At 53.8% G+C, this 15,968-nt stretch carries 13 protein-coding genes; 10 read left to right on the top strand and 3 right to left on the bottom strand.

What is annotated here, in order from left to right:
* The first annotated feature begins 3 nt into the window (after positions 1-3).
* The 3 genes from HY298_20790 (at position 4) to HY298_20780 (ending at position 1,832) form a co-directional block, all read left to right on the top strand.
* Positions 4-324: a hypothetical protein gene (locus tag HY298_20790; GenBank protein MBI3852699.1), complete on the top strand. Its 321-nt coding sequence runs from the start codon at positions 4-6 to the stop codon at positions 322-324.
* A gap of 109 nt (positions 325-433) precedes the next feature.
* On the top strand, positions 434-586 hold the full coding sequence (locus HY298_20785) for a hypothetical protein (protein MBI3852698.1): 153 nt from the start codon (positions 434-436) through the stop codon (positions 584-586).
* Positions 587-668: 82 nt separating this feature from the next.
* A complete protein-coding gene (locus HY298_20780) occupies positions 669-1,832 on the top strand; it encodes a site-specific integrase (GenBank protein ID MBI3852697.1) in 1,164 nt (387 codons plus the stop codon).
* 35 nt (positions 1,833-1,867) lie between these two features.
* Here the strand turns inward: HY298_20780 and HY298_20775 are convergent, their stop codons facing one another.
* The 3 genes from HY298_20775 to HY298_20765 all read right to left on the bottom strand — a co-directional run bounded on the left by HY298_20775 (position 1,868) and on the right by HY298_20765 (position 9,910).
* Positions 1,868-7,918 (bottom strand): DUF1565 domain-containing protein, encoded by a 6,051-nt coding sequence (locus HY298_20775; protein MBI3852696.1) that lies wholly within the window; start codon positions 7,916-7,918, stop codon positions 1,868-1,870.
* A 476-nt stretch (positions 7,919-8,394) separates the two neighbouring features.
* Positions 8,395-8,601 (bottom strand): hypothetical protein, encoded by a 207-nt coding sequence (locus HY298_20770; protein ID MBI3852695.1) that lies wholly within the window; start codon positions 8,599-8,601, stop codon positions 8,395-8,397.
* A gap of 133 nt (positions 8,602-8,734) precedes the next feature.
* Positions 8,735-9,910 (bottom strand): hypothetical protein, encoded by a 1,176-nt coding sequence (locus HY298_20765; protein MBI3852694.1) that lies wholly within the window; start codon positions 9,908-9,910, stop codon positions 8,735-8,737.
* Positions 9,911-10,365: 455 nt separating this feature from the next.
* Between HY298_20765 and HY298_20760 the strand changes: the two genes are divergently transcribed.
* The 7 genes from HY298_20760 to HY298_20730 all read left to right on the top strand — a co-directional run bounded on the left by HY298_20760 (position 10,366) and on the right by HY298_20730 (position 15,967).
* Positions 10,366-10,980 (top strand): division/cell wall cluster transcriptional repressor MraZ, encoded by a 615-nt coding sequence (locus HY298_20760; protein ID MBI3852693.1) that lies wholly within the window; start codon positions 10,366-10,368, stop codon positions 10,978-10,980.
* An 873-nt stretch (positions 10,981-11,853) separates the two neighbouring features.
* Positions 11,854-12,018: a hypothetical protein gene (locus tag HY298_20755; GenBank protein ID MBI3852692.1), complete on the top strand. Its 165-nt coding sequence runs from the start codon at positions 11,854-11,856 to the stop codon at positions 12,016-12,018.
* 19 nt (positions 12,019-12,037) lie between these two features.
* A complete protein-coding gene (locus HY298_20750; protein ID MBI3852691.1) occupies positions 12,038-12,484 on the top strand; it encodes a hypothetical protein in 447 nt (148 codons plus the stop codon).
* A 207-nt stretch (positions 12,485-12,691) separates the two neighbouring features.
* Positions 12,692-14,170, top strand: coding sequence for a hypothetical protein (locus HY298_20745; protein ID MBI3852690.1), 1,479 nt, complete (start codon positions 12,692-12,694; stop codon positions 14,168-14,170).
* Positions 14,167-14,628 (top strand): hypothetical protein, encoded by a 462-nt coding sequence (locus HY298_20740; protein ID MBI3852689.1) that lies wholly within the window; start codon positions 14,167-14,169, stop codon positions 14,626-14,628. Before HY298_20745 ends, HY298_20740 begins: the two co-directional genes overlap by 4 nt.
* The gene (locus HY298_20735; protein MBI3852688.1) at positions 14,625-14,849 is read left to right on the top strand and encodes a hypothetical protein; all 225 of its coding nucleotides are present in this window, start codon (positions 14,625-14,627) and stop codon (positions 14,847-14,849) included. The genes HY298_20740 and HY298_20735 overlap by 4 nt, the downstream gene beginning before the upstream one ends.
* A 26-nt stretch (positions 14,850-14,875) precedes the next feature.
* Positions 14,876-15,967, top strand: a complete 1,092-nt coding sequence (locus HY298_20730) for a hypothetical protein (protein MBI3852687.1) — start codon at positions 14,876-14,878, stop codon at positions 15,965-15,967.
* Position 15,968: the final 1 nt, after the last annotated feature.

The following is a 15,968-nucleotide window of genomic DNA, read 5'->3' as shown; positions in this document are numbered from 1 at the left end:
CGGGTGTGGATTCGATCGGGTGTCATCGAGGAGTTGGATGCCCGGCAATCTCGCTTGATCGGGTTGGTGCTCTCCAAGATCGAACTGTATTACCGGGAACTGCATGGCACGCGGCCCTGTTATCGCTATCCGCTGTCATTGTCCCGGCTGATGAAGCTGTGCAACCGGGGCGGCGAGACCGTCACCCTGGCACTGCGGATCCTGGCGAACACGGTACCTCTTGGCAGTCACGAGGCGCCGCCCGTATTCTATGACCGCATTGCGGCACAAAAGAACAAGTCGCACCGGCCGTATCGGATTTATCTCCGTAAAAAGTCTGATTGATTACACATAGTATATGTGTGGGAGAATCCTCCCCCATTCAATTGTCCATCCTTTCCTCTCCGAACCCATCGCACCACAGCCTTTTAAGTTCCAACCCCAATCGGCAGGCATGGACAAAAGCCACGACATTCAACGAACCCGGAATCACGAGGATATCATCCGTCAGTTGGAGGCATTCCCGGCGGAGGTCCTCGAAGCGGCGTTGTTGATTCTTCAGATGCGTGAGCGGCAGGCGGCTGAACAACCACCAACTGGGACATAATTGTCACGGCTCCTGGGAAGAAAGTGGCCATTCATGTCCCACTTTCCGAAAGACTTAAATACCTCTGACAACACCTCAAACCATGGCAGAACGGATTCGGATTCATCGGGAGAGCTTTGAAAATCGTAAGGAGCAGCTCCAGCACTGGAAATTTCCCCAGACCGTGAAACGGGAAGTCCTGCGTTTCCTCGACGACCTCGGATTGGGCAAGGTCAACCGGGGCAAAAAGATTTCAGGCGAGCGGCAACTCCAATATCTGAATGCGCTGCGAGTCCCGCTGGAGTTTTTCAACAAATCCATGGCGCAGTTAAGGCTGCGAGATGTTGAAAACTTTGAGAAGGCGCTGAGTTCCGGTGGCCTTTGCAATAAATCCACGGGGCGACCTTATGCTCACAACACCCAAGTGGAAATGCGCAAGTTCTTGAAAATATTCCTTCGCTGGCGTTTGGGGATCCCAAAGGCGCTCGCTTTGACCGGTTGGTTCGACACTCACTATCGGCCAAAAACTCCGGACTTCTTGAAGGAGGCCGAGATCGAACGGCTCTACAAACATTGCCGCAATGCCCGGCAGCGATTCTTGATTGCCGTGCTTTTCGACAGTGGCGCACGCGCCGAGGAGTTTCACAACATCCGCTTTGAAGATGTTCAACTGCCCGAGGGCAAAGAAAACTTCGTCAGGATTACACTGAAGCAGGAATACTCCAAGACGCTGGGACGGACGATCGCGCTATATTGGAAATATTCCTTGGAGACTATCAAAGAATATCTTGCGGAGCGGGTTGCCGAGGGCATCAAACCGGCTGATCCCGTGTTCCGGGGCGATTACACGGCGACCCGAAAGTTCCTTCAACGACTGGGCCAGAGTGTCCTTAACCGTCCGGTTCATTATCACTTGTTTCGGCACAGTTCGGCGACCTATTACGCCACCAAACTTAACCGACAAGAATTATGTTACAAATTCGGATGGCGATTTTCATCGTCAATGGTCGACGCTTACGTTGCGCGGAGTGGCATGGAGACGAAGGCGCTTGACGAGAAATTCACTCAAACTGAATTAGGCACACTCAAGGACGACATTGCGAAATTGGAACAGGCGGCCCGTATCAAAGACGAAAAGATTCGACGCATGGAAGAAACTATGGAACTCCTACTGACAAATCTGAACACTGTTTCGAAGGTGTTGAATTTAAATCCAACAATGACAGAGGTTGAATCCGCATTGCAAAGAAAACAGCTCCCCCGGTAAATTTAAGCGACTGAACAGACGCTACCCAGCTAAACTCAGTTTGCTGCCATCCTGTGAAGTAGCAGGATTTCCGGTGCAGAGAGGGCGCGGTTGTACATGCGGAAGCCATTGAATTTTCCATGGGTGTACAGAGCTGTACAGCAGTGCTCATGGTGGCCGAGGTTGACGGTGGACTCATCTGTGCCCAACCCGGTGACACGCTGGATCTCCGCATCCAATTGGCCATTGGCATAGAGCCGCCAGTGTTCTCCATCCCAGGAGAAAGCGACGGAAACCCATGCTCCGACCGGGATACTGGTGCTGCCTGCCATGGTTTCGTTTCCAATCAGTGCGTAAAGGACTTCGCCTTGCGACGGGTCTAACATAATGGCGAAATCTGTCCAATTTTGGTCTCCTTTTGAGAGAATAGGCGTGCTTCGGTCAGGAGGCTCGTATTCGTCAAGATAAACCCACGCGAAGACCGTACCTTGCGGCATCCCGCTTAACACTTGACCAGGTAGGGTCAGATAATCATCCACTCCATCAAGACACGCGGCTTCGCCGGGGCCGGGGGCCGATGCACAAATGGCGGTGCCATTTACAAAGGTTCCGTGCCACCCGTTCCCACTGGCATCGTTCGCGTTCCCGTTGAACGGGTAATAGGCGATCAAGCCAGACCTCAGGGATGCAAGAGGACTGGTGTTGTAAAGTAGTGAAACTTCTTGCGGAGGAAGCACGCGATTATAGATCGATACTTCGTCGATCAACCCATCCATGTATTGGGCCGATTCACCCGGAGCAAATTCGGCCTGGCCGATGTAGAGCAAGGAATTCGGATTTGGGATCGAGTTGCTATCGTTCCCTGTGGCAGCAATCGCTCCGTCAATAAAAAGATTGTACGCGATTCCATTTCGAGTGACAACTATGTGATACCATTGGCCCGCAACTGGCATGAAGTCCGTTTGGACCGTGGATATCCCTTCAACGAATGTGTCCCTGTTGATATAAAAGTGTAGGCCGGGTCCTGGTGCAGGGTCGTATTCAATAAGCCACTTGTTTTGGTTCCCTTCGCCAACACTTTGGCCCATTATCACTGTGCTCTTAACGGTTCTAAAATTCAGCCACATTGCAATTGAAAAGCCATTTGTCCCGAAGTCCCAAAGGGGGCTATCAGGTATTTCAACGAAATCGTCAACGCCATCAAAACTAAACGCCTGGTCAACTGCGCCGGCCGCGAAGGTGGTTCCATTCCGAAGCGTGCCATGATTTGTGCCCGCGTTGTCGTTCGCGTTTCCCTCTCCCGGCCACCAACCTATTAAGCTACCCCCAAAAGAAAGGTTCGCGGAGAGTCGAGCCCGGTAGAAACGGCTGGAGAAGTTCGTTGCTTCAAGATCTTTGAACTGTATGTGTCCGTTTATATCTACGTTTGTCGTCAGCAAGGGAACCCAGTGCAGCAGATTGGAAGAGGCTTCAATGAAATAGCTGCGTTCTGAATTACCCGCGAGGTTCAATCCCACACTGCCATCCAGTAATCGGGTTGGGGAATCAAACCTGACATCACGTGGGGGAAAATCGTTGTCTTGAATAATGATTGTGGCACTATTTGCTGGGCCAGCGTAATAACTTCCGTTCGTGGAAAGCGTCAGTATCACTGACTCGTTGCCTTCCACATTCGTGTCGTTGACCGGTGACACCCAGAGCGCTGCGGATGAAGATCCAGCGGGGATGACTAATGAGCCAGGGAGAAACGCGTAATCAATGCCGTTGCTCGCCGTGCCGCCAACCGTGTAGTTCACTGTAAGAGGCGCGTTTGTCTGACCTATTCTGGTAATCAGTACAAAACCCTGGTTCGGGCCATTCTCGTAAGCAATAGGATCAATCAAATCCATCACCACAGTCGGCGTGAAATCGTTGTCTTGAATGATGATTGTGGCACTATTTGCCGAGCCAGCGTAATAACTTCCGTTCGTGAAAAGCGTCAGTATCGCTGACTCGTTGCCTTCCACATCCGTGTCGTCAACCGGTGCCACCCAAAGTGCCGCGGATGCAGATCCGGCCGGGATGACTAATGAACCAGGGAGGAACGCGTAATCAATGCCGTTGCTCGCCGTGCCGCCAACCGTGTAGTTCACTGTAAGAGGCGCGTTTGTCTGACCTATTCTGGTAATCAGTACAAAACCCTGGTTCAGGCCATCCTCGTAAGCAAAAGGATCCATCAAATCCATCACCACGGTCGGCGTGAGATCGTTGACGGTAACCTTAAAAGTATTGATGGCAGTTAATGGCAGCGCGTCGTCATCCGTAACGAGCGTCGTAATGACGTAAATGCCAGGACCCTGGGCATCTGTTGGCGTCCAAGTGATCACACCGTTGGTACTGATGCTGGCCCCACTCGGGGCAACCAATAGCGAATAAGTAAGAACAGGGCTTTCGGCGTCGGTGGCAGAATTTGTCACCGTCAACGTGGTCAACTCGTCGATCGTCCAGTCGAAGACGAGCGGCAGTATGGGCGCGTGGTTCTGTGGTTCCACGGTCAGGACAAAAGTTGAACTTGCGGTACCGGTACCGTCACTCACGCTGATCGTGATCGCCGTGCTGCCAAGTTGATTCGTCGCCGGGATGATTCGATACCAACGGCGGTCCGCAGACCCCCCCAAGATGATGTTCTCGTTGGGAACCAGATTCGTATTTGAAGAGCTGCCGGAAACAACCAATTCGTTCAAAGGTGTCTCCACATCTCCCACGCGGAATCGAAGCGTCGGGGTCGGGGTGTTTTCATAAATTGTTCGGTTTGGCAGCCGCGAGATTGTCGGAAGGTCGTTGACCGGATTCACCGTGACAAGGAACGATCGACTGAACGTATCCTGTCCGTCGCTTGCGGTTCCGCCGCCGTCATGGACCGTTACGGTAATGGTGGCTGTGCCATTTGCGTTGGGGGGAAGTGTGAACGTTAGCGTGCCCGCGCTGTTTGGGTTGCTGTAGCTCACGGCGGGATTGGGAACGAGGGACGGATTGCTCGCGGTTGCGGTCACAGTCAGGACTTGGTTTTCATTGGTCGCACCGGACGTAATGCCGGTAAGATTGACCGTTTGCGAGCCCGCGTCTTCGTTTATTGTCAGGTCAGCGATGGCATCCAGTGTTGGCGCCGTGTTGGTGATCGCGACGAAGAATTCATCGGCGCCAATGTCCACGTGCGGACCAGAAATTCTTGTTTCGCCATCCATGTCGCGGTCAGGTACAAGATAAATAGATGTATCCTGTTTCGGACCGTGCACTAATGCGTCAATGCCGGCATCAATGCAGGGAGAGGTCGCCAACAAGTGAAAATCGCCATTCGCCATATCCACAAACTGTGGAGCCGCAATTATGTCCGTCGGGCCATCCGTCGCGTCATAGTTCTCAGGATTATTGTCAAATACGCAGTTTCGCGCAGATTCGGGTCCAGCCACTCCCCTGACGGAGATTCCGGATGCGGGCCCGTTGAAGGCGATTATGTTATTCTTCAACTGCACGTACGACGAGAATGTGTAAACACCACCTCCAATAAACCCAGCCGCGTTCGACACAATCGTGTTATTCGCGATCATTCCTTGCGACCATATCAGCGCGATCCCTCCACCACTAGATGCGCTGTTGGACAAAATCAAGTTGTTCGCAATCATGGGTCGAGAATCACTCCCATTGCCGCCCCAGAAGACAATGCCTCCACCAAAGCTCCCACTGTTCCGTTCGATTCGGTTGTTAGAAACCAGGGGCGAAGAGAGCACACCATGAACCCCGCTGCCGGAGTTGTCCGTAATCACGTTGTTCACGATTTTCGCGGTGCCATACCAGCAGCTAATGCCGTCGCCTCCATTACCGACAATCAGGTTGCCGTTCACTTCGGGCGCAGAATTACTGCAGGAAATCCCGGCGCCACAAAAATTGAAGTCGCCACAATTCGCGACTGGGTTATTTGTGGCGATCAAGTTGTTGGTGATGGTTGACTCGGCATAGTCACAAAAGATTCCAGAACCGGTATTGAGGATGATCTTGTTGTTCGCGATGACCGGGGCCGCGTTCGAACAGTAGATGCCTCCTCCCTTGGCGGCATTTCCGTTGCGGATCGTGAAACCGTCGATGCGAGACAGGGTTGAACCGGTGTTGACAAACTCCACAACGCTTCCGTTCGTTGCACCATCCAAGACGGTCTCGTTGGCAGTCCAGTTTCTGTCGGTTCGATTGGTTTCATTCCCGGCAAATCCACCGTACAGGGTGATTAGAGGACGGGGATTGAGATTCTCTTGGTATATGCCTGCCGCCACCCAAACTTCTCCACCAGGCACAGCGAGGGCATCGATTCCGGCTTGAACGGTCCGCTTAGCAGTTTCCCAAGACAAGCCATTGTTAGCATCCGAGCCGGCAGGGCTGACGTATGCAACTGCAGACTCAACCGTTATGACCACCGGGGCCGAAGTTGTGCTGACGCCATAATTGTCGGTCGCTACAGCCTTCAAAGAGTAGTTGCCTGCAATCATGTTGCTCCACGCCATTCCGAAAGAACCGTTCGTTAGCACGCGCAGTAAATTTGTACCGGCGTAAAAAGCAACTTGAGCCACGCTGCCATTAGCATCGGTGGCACTTGCGTTCAGCGCGATGTTCGCAAACGGCCCGAACACGGCTCCGTTTGTCGGACCGGTGAGTTCAGCCGTGGGTGCAATATTTGTATCTACGATTATCTGCAGGGAATTGGAAACCATCATCCCTGATGTATCCGTGACCACGGCGCGAAAGGTGTAATTTCCAATTCCAAGCTCGTTCACAATCAGAGCATAAGGCCATGCATAGTCTTCGCCGATCTTCACGTCGTCCTGGTAATACTCAACTTTCACGACCTGATTGCTGGTCGTCGAATAGGCCCGCAACATAATCGTTGCCGGAGGATCCAGGAATATCGTTTGATGGTCGGGCGTCGCCAACGTGACGAAGGGTGCTAGAGGGGCAGGTGGAGGCGGTGTGTTCCTGACCAATCGATTGAACACCCGTGCCAAGTCCCGGTATTGGCCGACTGGGTGAATGCTTCCGTAAGCAAACCGGCCGTACCAACCGAGTTTCCAGTCCTGCGTCAGCCACGACCCGTCAATGACCCTGCCGTTTAGCACATCTGTGAAATGAACTTCAAAAGGTTCAACCTTATGCCACCTATCCACATATCCCTCGTCAGCATATTCGCCCACGGGATCGGCCAGCAGGTAGGCCTGTTCGCTTTGCGCGGCGGCCTGCAGATCTGACAGTAAATTTGTATAGGTGCCGTGATTGACAACCAGCGTTTTCCCGGACTGCAGGGCATTCGTGATGGCTTGCAGATGGAGTGCATAGTTTACCTGTGCGATGTCTCCGACGATTATGTCTGACGCGGCCGTCCAATTAGAAATGGAATTATCGGGATCACGCAAATGTCCGGGCGAGATGCGCCGGACAATCGCTTCGAAACCCCAATGGTATTCCGGGTCAGCGCGGAGATGGTTTTCACTGAAAGCGGTTACGTCTCCTCGATACGGTCCTGCCATTTCCGGCGTAGGTAAGCCGTCGATGAGAATTTTTTCAAGCATAGTGTAGACTACATTAACGCAGATGCCTGGTACGTCGTCGCATGGCGGCCACGGCGACGTTCTCCACCAGACCGTTGCCGTGACGAAATCATCTGCGAGGTCATAGCCCTTGTTCTGGTGATAAACCCAAACTCTCGGGCTGTATGTGTAGGAATGGATTCTCAAATCCGAAAAAGGATCGAACGAATAAAAATATAGATCAGGAACAGTCCATGCGTCGATCGAGGCGGTAACCGTAGCATCCGGTGGGTAATTGTTGAGATCAAACCGGTTTGATCTGATATTCCGATCTTGGGCGTCGAACCAGTAAACCAGGTCGTGTCCCCAGGAGATTCCACCATTCTGACATTGCGCATCCTGCGGCGAGAGAAGCAGGCTCAGACCAACTGCTGCGCACAACAGGGTAAAGCTCGCTCCCTTCGTCGTTTCGGATGCGCGCCTAGGCTGACGTCCGCGTTCGAATCCCGCCAAGCTATTTGCTTTAAGGGCATTCATCGAATGCAAGTTGGTGCTCATGGCAGCCTGCCAACTTTGTTCTCGGAAGCAAGCCATTTATCCGCATTATCGCGGCCGTAAAGGCTATGACGCCACTTCCCATTCAGTGGACTCAACATACGCAACCCATCGGCAACCAATCACCAAGTGACCGCTGATAAAACAAACACTGCTGTCCCCTCGCTGTGAGCTGCGTGCAATTACACCGGAAGAGGTGCGACGGGAAACCGGGCAGAATAAACCTCAGAACAAACCTGAACGAACCTTGTAAGTCCTTGGCGTATATCAATGTTCCGGGCCATTCTTATCCTCTCTCTACCAGCATCAGCTCAACACAAACCCCACGGCCCAAAGGCCGGATCACTGTTTGGGTCACGGGCAGCATAGCTCAATCTCATCGTTGCCCAGCGTGACGCCGCGCACATCCATCCGTACTGCCACATCCAGGATTCGCAAAAAGCGGATCGCCCACTCGACTGTGTCAATCGGTTGCTATTTCATGACGCACCCTCCCTCTTCCAGCGGCTCCACGGCTCGTTCACCGCCAGCAGGTCGCGTTCGCCCTGTGCGAAGTTGACGATCTCCGCGTCGGTGAATACCGCATCGATCTCGCCATCGAGGCTCACGACCTTCCAGAGCGCCGGAACAATTTCAAGCTGGACGGCCAGATCGCAGTGCTGTTCGAGGAAGCTGACGGCGTCCATGACGCAGTCGATCGCTGGTCCTATGAATCTGATCGTGGTGCTACTACTCAGGACCAATGTCCACGCTGATGTCGGGCACCCAGCTCATCACTTCCGAGGCTGTGCGTGAGCAGTTGATAGTCAGGTTTATGGTCTAGCCTTTGAGCTTCCTGATCTTCTTCCTTTTTTCGAGAAGCTTCCACAAATTGTCGAAATAAGAGATGCAGTCGTTGAGGAGTTTGCCATGCACCAACTCAAAAGATGGGGTCGCGATCGAATCCTTGGGGGGCAAGTGCAAAGTGAGCCATCCCCATGAATCGTCGCAAATCGTCAGAAAACATCGAAACTCGCTGTCGAAGTGCCCAAGGTAAATGCAACCTGATCGACCGGAACTCGAACGTGCGCCTGACCGTGGCACGATTTGTTTCAGGCGCGATTCAGTCTCCTTGATAGCATTGGACGGGCTCCTAGGGTACGACTCTCGGAACGTCATCCTCGCACTGGATTCAAATATGCGGGACTTTGGATCTGCTAGAATCACACGAATAGTTGCGCCTGCCGATACAGCAGTGGCCAGTACTTGCTGACTGCTTCTAATAAGTCCCAAAGCAGTGAAAGCCAGAATACGAATCTCCTTCGCCGTACCGAATCGCAATTCCGCCCTAGACAATCCGGCCTCGCTCACACCGGAAATCCCAAGGGTATGGCAAGTGTCCAGCAGCATCCGTTCAGGCGGTTTGAGAACCTCAGCGCAGCTAAAGCCGCGTGAGCGATGCTCGAGATCCACTAAAAACTGCTCCAATTTCTCAAAACTACGCTCGGCGATGTCCGTGGGCTTCAACCCAAGGGCAAGCAAGCCACGCATATCGTAACGCACACGCTCCGGCGGTGCTCCCTGCGACCGTACAATGTCTTTGAGCGAAGACCGTAAACTGGCCGGTATTGTGTCTAGACCTTGGCGAACATTCTCCAGAAGGATCTTGAGGTCATCGTTCTCAAGGTCAATCCCGTTCCGGAAATAGCGGTAGAGCGCCGCGCTAGGGGACTGTGAAACAAGCTTTGTCCTGTTCTTGAGACAGGGGCACCGGTTGAGGATTTCGACTTCTTTGCGGATAGCCGCAAACGGAACAGAGTGATGCAGACTCGACTGTCGCTTGGATTCACGCGCCACCAAGGCGATTAGACCCAGGTGGAACTCGGGGTAGGAAGTATCGAACTGAATTAGGATCTCTTTGTTAGCCCAGCCTTCGGCTGCTGACAAATCGCTTCTGAGCTTCAGAGTATGCCTCTCGATATCCACTTCAAATCTGTTCCGAGGTTTCTCAAGCATACGGGACCTTTATTGAGGCTTAACTGAGCCTCAATTAACACGTTCTGTCAAAAGCAATTTACGAGGAAACGGGCCAGAAGCGCTGATATTGAAACCGTGAAGAGAAAGAATCAAATACGGTCTCTGGGCGGGATAGTATTACCCAATCGAGTGTCGGCCTTGCTGCTGCGAAGGATCGTCGTGCCCTTATGGAAACTCCGTCTACCGCCTCAAGCGTGGATCTGCGAAGTCCTTGTCACCTGCTTGGGCGGATCCCGACCACCACATTGTCGCTTGCAGCCCGCCGATTCCTCCGCTGAAGAAATCATCTCCTGCGCCCACCGATGGTTCGGCGATGCTCGCCCCAACGTCCCTTCTGCAGGTTTCGCGACCTTCATATCCTTGACATTATTTGCGATCGGCCAGCTCGCGACATGCCGCAATACAATGACACAACCTAATACGTCGCACCAATCTTGCCAAAACGACCTTTGGCTTTCCGCCAACACGATCACCCTCAACTCTTAACGTTTAGAATGCCACACAGAACTACAAGGTGCCAGAAGCTAAAACGCCTGAACGGGACTAGACTGACGCTGCAAGAGTTCCGTCGCCGTTTGGCGGAGGGCAGCCCTGAAATCGTCAGCTTTCGCGAAACAGATAGTTATGGTAAAAAGACAAATCGCCTTCGGCTGCCAAAATCTTTTTTTAAATCATTTCACGGCCTTTCACAGCTTGTCAGAGTTACATTGGGTCTTGAGGGCCAACTCGTGCTCGTGCCGTACGAGGTCTGGTACGAATACTTGGACGAGACACGCGCGACACTCGCCAAGTTCGGCTGTGAACACTTTGTTGAGGAGTTTATCCGCAATTCAGAACCCGTCCGGATAGACGCCAAGCACCGCATTGGCTTTTCAGCGCGATCCGTTGCACGCGCTGGGTTGAAGGATGAGGTCCTCGTGTGCGCCGGTCGCACGATTGAAGTCTGGGACGAGAAAGTCCACGATCATTACCGGGAACAGTTCCTCCTCACCGTCAACGCTAAAGTTGGGATTCCCACGAATTCCCAACGTTGCGCACTACCAGCATGAAATTTCGATGTTATTCCCATGAACGTTCTCAATTCCTCGAAAAATCGCCCGGCATCCCCCAACCAGCACCCGTATTCAACGCGTTCGGCGGCCCTATAGTAGCGCCAGCTTTTTTATTATTATGGAAGTGATCGTACAAATGCCATTGGTCACCGCGAGTCCAGTTGATCGTCCAGTTGAGTCGTCCGTCCGTACCTTTGTCCGCCCTACCGCCTGGTCCATCGCCTCGCTTTCTGCCCGGACGCTCCGCGTGATTCTCGCATGCCTTCTTTTCTTCTCCTGCATCACAGCACCTAAAGCCGCAAGGATGACCGGAAACCATGTGGCACCAAGTCTTCCCTATCATTCATCACAAATCACTCACTTAAAAATATGAAAAAACTAAACCACATATCACACATCACGCCGGTTCGAACTGACAAACGACCCGGCAAGCCAGACATGGGCCGCCAACGATCTAAAGAGCGGCGCAAACCAAATCATCCGACACAATCCTGCCTGTCTCCGGGCACGTCGGATACAGGCACCCCAATGCGAGTTGCCGTCCTCGTGAATCATCGCGAAGAGCATGTTGACGTAACAATAGTTTATGCCGGTCAAACGTGGGAGGTGAATCGCTTCGATAGTAGCGGTCAAGCCATGGCAGCTATTCAATGCCCACAGAATCACAAAATCCCCGCTTGGATTGATGGGTGGCCAACAATAATAAACGCTTGGCGTGACGGTCAGAAGCATTCCAGTGCGCGAGCAGGCGGAATCCTGCAAAGCGCATCACGAGTCACGCCGGACCATGCACGGACGTCGACGCAGCCGCTGGTTACAATCGTTAGAAAATCCATAGCTCCGTGAAATTAACCTCATATGTCTTGGAAATTGAAAGATATCGACCGCTGGACGGAAAAGCTGACCTTCACGGTGCGTGGCGCCTTGTTCGTCAATGCGATATTTTTATCGCTCACCTCGATCTGCATCACGGGCAAGGTTTGCTGGTTCTTCCTGAGGTTTCTGAACCGCACCCTGTTTTCAGCGCCATGGTAACCGCAGCACACCACACACCATGAACACGAACGATCAAAATCAAGCTGACCCGCAAGTCCCCTTGCGCGAGGACCAACTCGAACGGCAATGCCGGGACAAGGCCGGCCATCTTTACGATCGATTGGAATACCGCAGGACGGTTGTTCTGTCACCCGAGGGTGCTGTGGTTCAGAAGGTCTGGATCCCCGACTTTTATTATCACTGTTGTCACAGCACTGAACGCAAGCGCGGTGGATGTTGTGGGGAGGATGGTTGCTTCAATGTGTCTTGCGAGGAGTGTTTTCGTCGCTGCGCCTCGTGCAATGTCGGTCTTTGTCTGCTTCACGCCCACCAGGTGGATTTAACTGACTGCGCCATCACCGTCTGCGCGCACTGCCGCGGGGCGATGCGCCGTCGCCGCTTTTGGCGACGCTTCTGGTCGGCGGCGCTCAGCCCATTCTACTCACTCAACGAAACGCAAAAATGATGCCCTATGAATGCAGAACGATATGATCAGTTTTTCGAACGGCTGGAATGGGCTCGTACGCATGGGGCGCTCAACGACCGCCTGGGGCGCAGCCTTACGCGCATTCTTGCTGCCGAACCGCAGGACTCACTGACGAGGCAATTGGCGGAGAGCCGCATCCGGTACCTGGAGCGCCTACAGAGATCGGGGCGGCTGTCGCCATTTAAAATGGCGATCCTCTTGCAGGGCGAGCTTGTGCTTGGTCAAGACGTCCACGGGTCGCCCGTTCACTTGATGCTCGATTGGCTCTGCTCGGGCTTGCTTACCGTCGCCAATACCGGCAGTGGCAAATCAAACTTGGTTTACTGGCTGGCCTCGCAATTCGCCTGGTTCTGTTGCTCCACCTGGCTTTTCGAGCCATATAAGTTACAACTCCGACTGCTCCTGCCAATCTACCAACGCGCCGGAAAGTCATTGGTCATTCTTCCCTGGCAGCGATGGCGATGGAATCTCCTCCAATGCAATGGTTGCGATCCGCGTCAACACGCGGCCACTGCGCTAGATTTGCTCGTGCGCACGCTGGACCTTCCCGGTCGCGCCGCCGCAATCCTGCGCCAGGGGATCTACGCCCTCTATACCGAATTTGGTGTCTGGCATCAGGACGCCGTCCATTGTCCGACGCTGTTTCACCTATTCGAATGGGTACGGACTCAAAAGAACCTCAATGCTGCCAGTCGGGATGCGATTCTTGACCGGCTGGGTGCGTTCCTGCTGGCACTCACTCCGGCGTGTGGTGCTTGGACGCGAGGCTGGACCCCACAAGATTTGGCCCGCTGCAATATCGTGTTCGAGATGCGCGGCGCTTCAGAGTCGGTTCGCAATCTACTGCCCCAGTCGCTTCTATTCAATGTCTTCCACCACCGCATCGCGCAAGGACTGGTCAATACCCCGCTTGAATTATTCCTTATATTTGACGACGGCCAGCGGATCTTCTCCGAGCGGATGTCCACCAGCGGTGAGATCACCCCATTAGATGAACTCGCCGGTATCATCCGCGGTGCCGGGATAGGACTTTGGCCCATCGTTCAATCCACCATTGCCTTCTCAAGGCGGCTGCGGCCCAATCTTGTGATCCGGACCTTTGGCCGCCTGGGTTGTCACGAGGACTACGCTACCCTCGCCGCGGACTGCAACCTGAACCCGGAACAACTCGATTATATCCGCCAACATTTGTCGCCGGGCACGTTTGTCGGCCAAGTGGGGCTCGGCACCCACACCGAGCCATTTCTGTTTCGTGTGCCACTGGCCAAGTTGCCCGCCGGTCTTACCAATGCCGAAGTCGAACAGAGCCTTGCACCGCTCCACAAGTTGCCGACGCGTTTCGACGACCGCTTCACCCACTGGCAGCCGCATCAAGTAGTTGAAGTTCAGGAACCGCCGAAAGCGGAGGTGCCGATTCTCACCGAAAATGAACTCCGTCTCTTGCGGGCGGTCGTGAACAAACCTGGCCAGTCAGTCAGTCACTATTGTCGTGTAACCCGGCTCAACGGTCGGCGACTGGCCGAGATCCGCAAGCGTCTGTTGAACCAGGGTTACATCCGCGAGCATGCCCTGGCTCTGCGTCCGCGCGGACGCGCTTCCATCGTCATTGAACCCCTTGCACCCGCCATCGAAGCGGTGCGAGCCAACCCGGAGAACCCATTATGAGAGGAAAATTTCTGCACAGTAAAGTTATGGTGGCGACAATAGTTTTGGCACTTCGCCTGTGCGGCTACCCTGTCCGTTTGGAATACCCAATTCGTCACGGAAAACATCCGCGTGCTGTGGACATCATGTTCCAAGCAAACGGCCGACGCGTGGCCATGGAGATCGAACGTACCACCGCACGAATTCCCAACGACGTTGCCAAAGCCGAGCTGCTCCGTGCCGATTTGTTCTTGATCATCACACCGGATGCTCGCACTGCTCGGGCTGCCAAGGCTGCTGTTAATCGATTCACCAACCGTGCGCCCTTTTCCGCCAGTCCAATTCGGGTCATGCCGTTTGGCGCTGCCCTTCAGTGGGTTGCGAATAATTGTCCGATAATGTCCACACGTAATGTCACGAGTGACATCAAGACATTAAATCCCTCTACAAAACCACCTGCTGAAAGGAAAACATCATGAAAATTAACTGGAACAACGTGTTTGCAGCCTGCCTGGGACTAGCCGCGATAGTCTTGTTTTTGCGTCATCGTCATGAGGTGTCCGCATTTCTAGCCACGGTAAAACGCATTGGACCTGGACATTCACCGGAAGACATGACGCTCGGTCTGATTGTCATTGGAATCTGCGGCGCGGTGCTGGTCGCCATCGTCCGCCTGCTCACTCAAAACCGACGCGATTGATTCTCCGCCAAAATCTCAACACAACTATGAAGACATTAGCTACAGCATCGTACGACGAGGCGCGAAATGATCGTGTCCGCCGCATCGCTCCTCGTGACGGCACGGGAAACACGTGCCACTACGGTAGCCGCCACCTGCCCAAGGCGGTACTCCGGGCGGCTGAGAAAACGATTGTTAACCCTGAACTTGATCGCGATCACTTTCGCGCGGTCGCTATTACGAACGGCCTTGGCGGAGAGTCCGACATACGAGATTACGCGGTGCGTACATTCAACGCCGAAAATGCGGAGCTGGAGGAAGAATGCCGAAGATTGATCGACCTGATCTGCGGTGAAGAAGCGGGCGCGCACCGCCACGTGAAGGAGCGTTCGAACCTGCTCGCTGCGACCGATCCCTATCTCGAATCAACGGGTACGACCATTCCATGGACACGATTCGCACGCGGGCAGGTCATTTTCTTTATTATCCTTTCCGGGCTGCTGCTTTCGGTTGGCATCAACACCAACGCGGTTGTCCTTTTGTCTTCCGGCATCAGCGCGTTCTCCAGCCCAATTCGGGCCTATTTATTCTCGTTAGTTCCCATCGGCATCGCGGCCGCATTGAAAGTTCCGGGATCTCACCTCGAGCTCCGCTCACGACGCCTCGCTTACACGTTCTTGGTTTGGACAATCGGGTTGGTTCTGGGAATCATTTGGGCCGGTCTATTTGCGGCGACCTTTCCAGGATTGACGCAGGATACCGCTACCCTCGTCCAGAACCTCGCCAACACCAATGCCAATAGTGCCGACCACGTCGCCAATGGCGGCTTTATATTCGTGGCGCTTCTTTCCGAAGCCTTCCTGGCCGCAGGGTGCTGGCTGAGTATTCAACTGATCGTTGAAAAGCATCAATCGCCCGCTCGGGTCGACAATCCAGCCTACCAAAAAGTTCAAGCTGACCTGGATGACTGGCACAACCGCAAGTGCGAGAACTCGCAGTTGGCTGGTCATCTCACCGGCAAACTGCGCGCGATTGACGAGTCGCGGCGACAATTTGTCGAGCGCGCCGTGGCAAGCTTTCGGGCCGCCGTCCGACTCGCGGCGGACCACAAACACCTCGACGACTTTCTAAACGGCTAAT

The organism is Verrucomicrobiota bacterium (genome assembly GCA_016200005.1).
Classification (GTDB): domain Bacteria; phylum Verrucomicrobiota; class Verrucomicrobiia; order Limisphaerales; family PALSA-1396; genus PALSA-1396.
This window is presented reverse-complemented; position numbering and strand designations above follow the sequence as displayed.

What these genes read in the sequence shown, in the direction of transcription:
- HY298_20775 (MBI3852696.1), bottom strand. Translation starts at nt 7,918, where the DNA reads ATGAGCACCAACTTGCATTCGATGAATGCCCTTAAAGCAAATAGCTTG.
- HY298_20730 (MBI3852687.1), top strand. Translation starts at nt 14,876, where the DNA reads ATGAAGACATTAGCTACAGCATCGTACGACGAGGCGCGAAATGATCGT.
- HY298_20750 (MBI3852691.1), top strand. Translation starts at nt 12,038, where the DNA reads ATGAACACGAACGATCAAAATCAAGCTGACCCGCAAGTCCCCTTGCGC.
- HY298_20770 (MBI3852695.1), bottom strand. Translation starts at nt 8,601, where the DNA reads ATGGACGCCGTCAGCTTCCTCGAACAGCACTGCGATCTGGCCGTCCAG.
- HY298_20780 (MBI3852697.1), top strand. Translation starts at nt 669, where the DNA reads ATGGCAGAACGGATTCGGATTCATCGGGAGAGCTTTGAAAATCGTAAG.
- HY298_20745 (MBI3852690.1), top strand. Translation starts at nt 12,692, where the DNA reads ATGGCGATCCTCTTGCAGGGCGAGCTTGTGCTTGGTCAAGACGTCCAC.
- HY298_20785 (MBI3852698.1), top strand. Translation starts at nt 434, where the DNA reads ATGGACAAAAGCCACGACATTCAACGAACCCGGAATCACGAGGATATC.
- HY298_20740 (MBI3852689.1), top strand. Translation starts at nt 14,167, where the DNA reads ATGAGAGGAAAATTTCTGCACAGTAAAGTTATGGTGGCGACAATAGTT.
- HY298_20735 (MBI3852688.1), top strand. Translation starts at nt 14,625, where the DNA reads ATGAAAATTAACTGGAACAACGTGTTTGCAGCCTGCCTGGGACTAGCC.
- HY298_20765 (MBI3852694.1), bottom strand. Translation starts at nt 9,910, where the DNA reads ATGCTTGAGAAACCTCGGAACAGATTTGAAGTGGATATCGAGAGGCAT.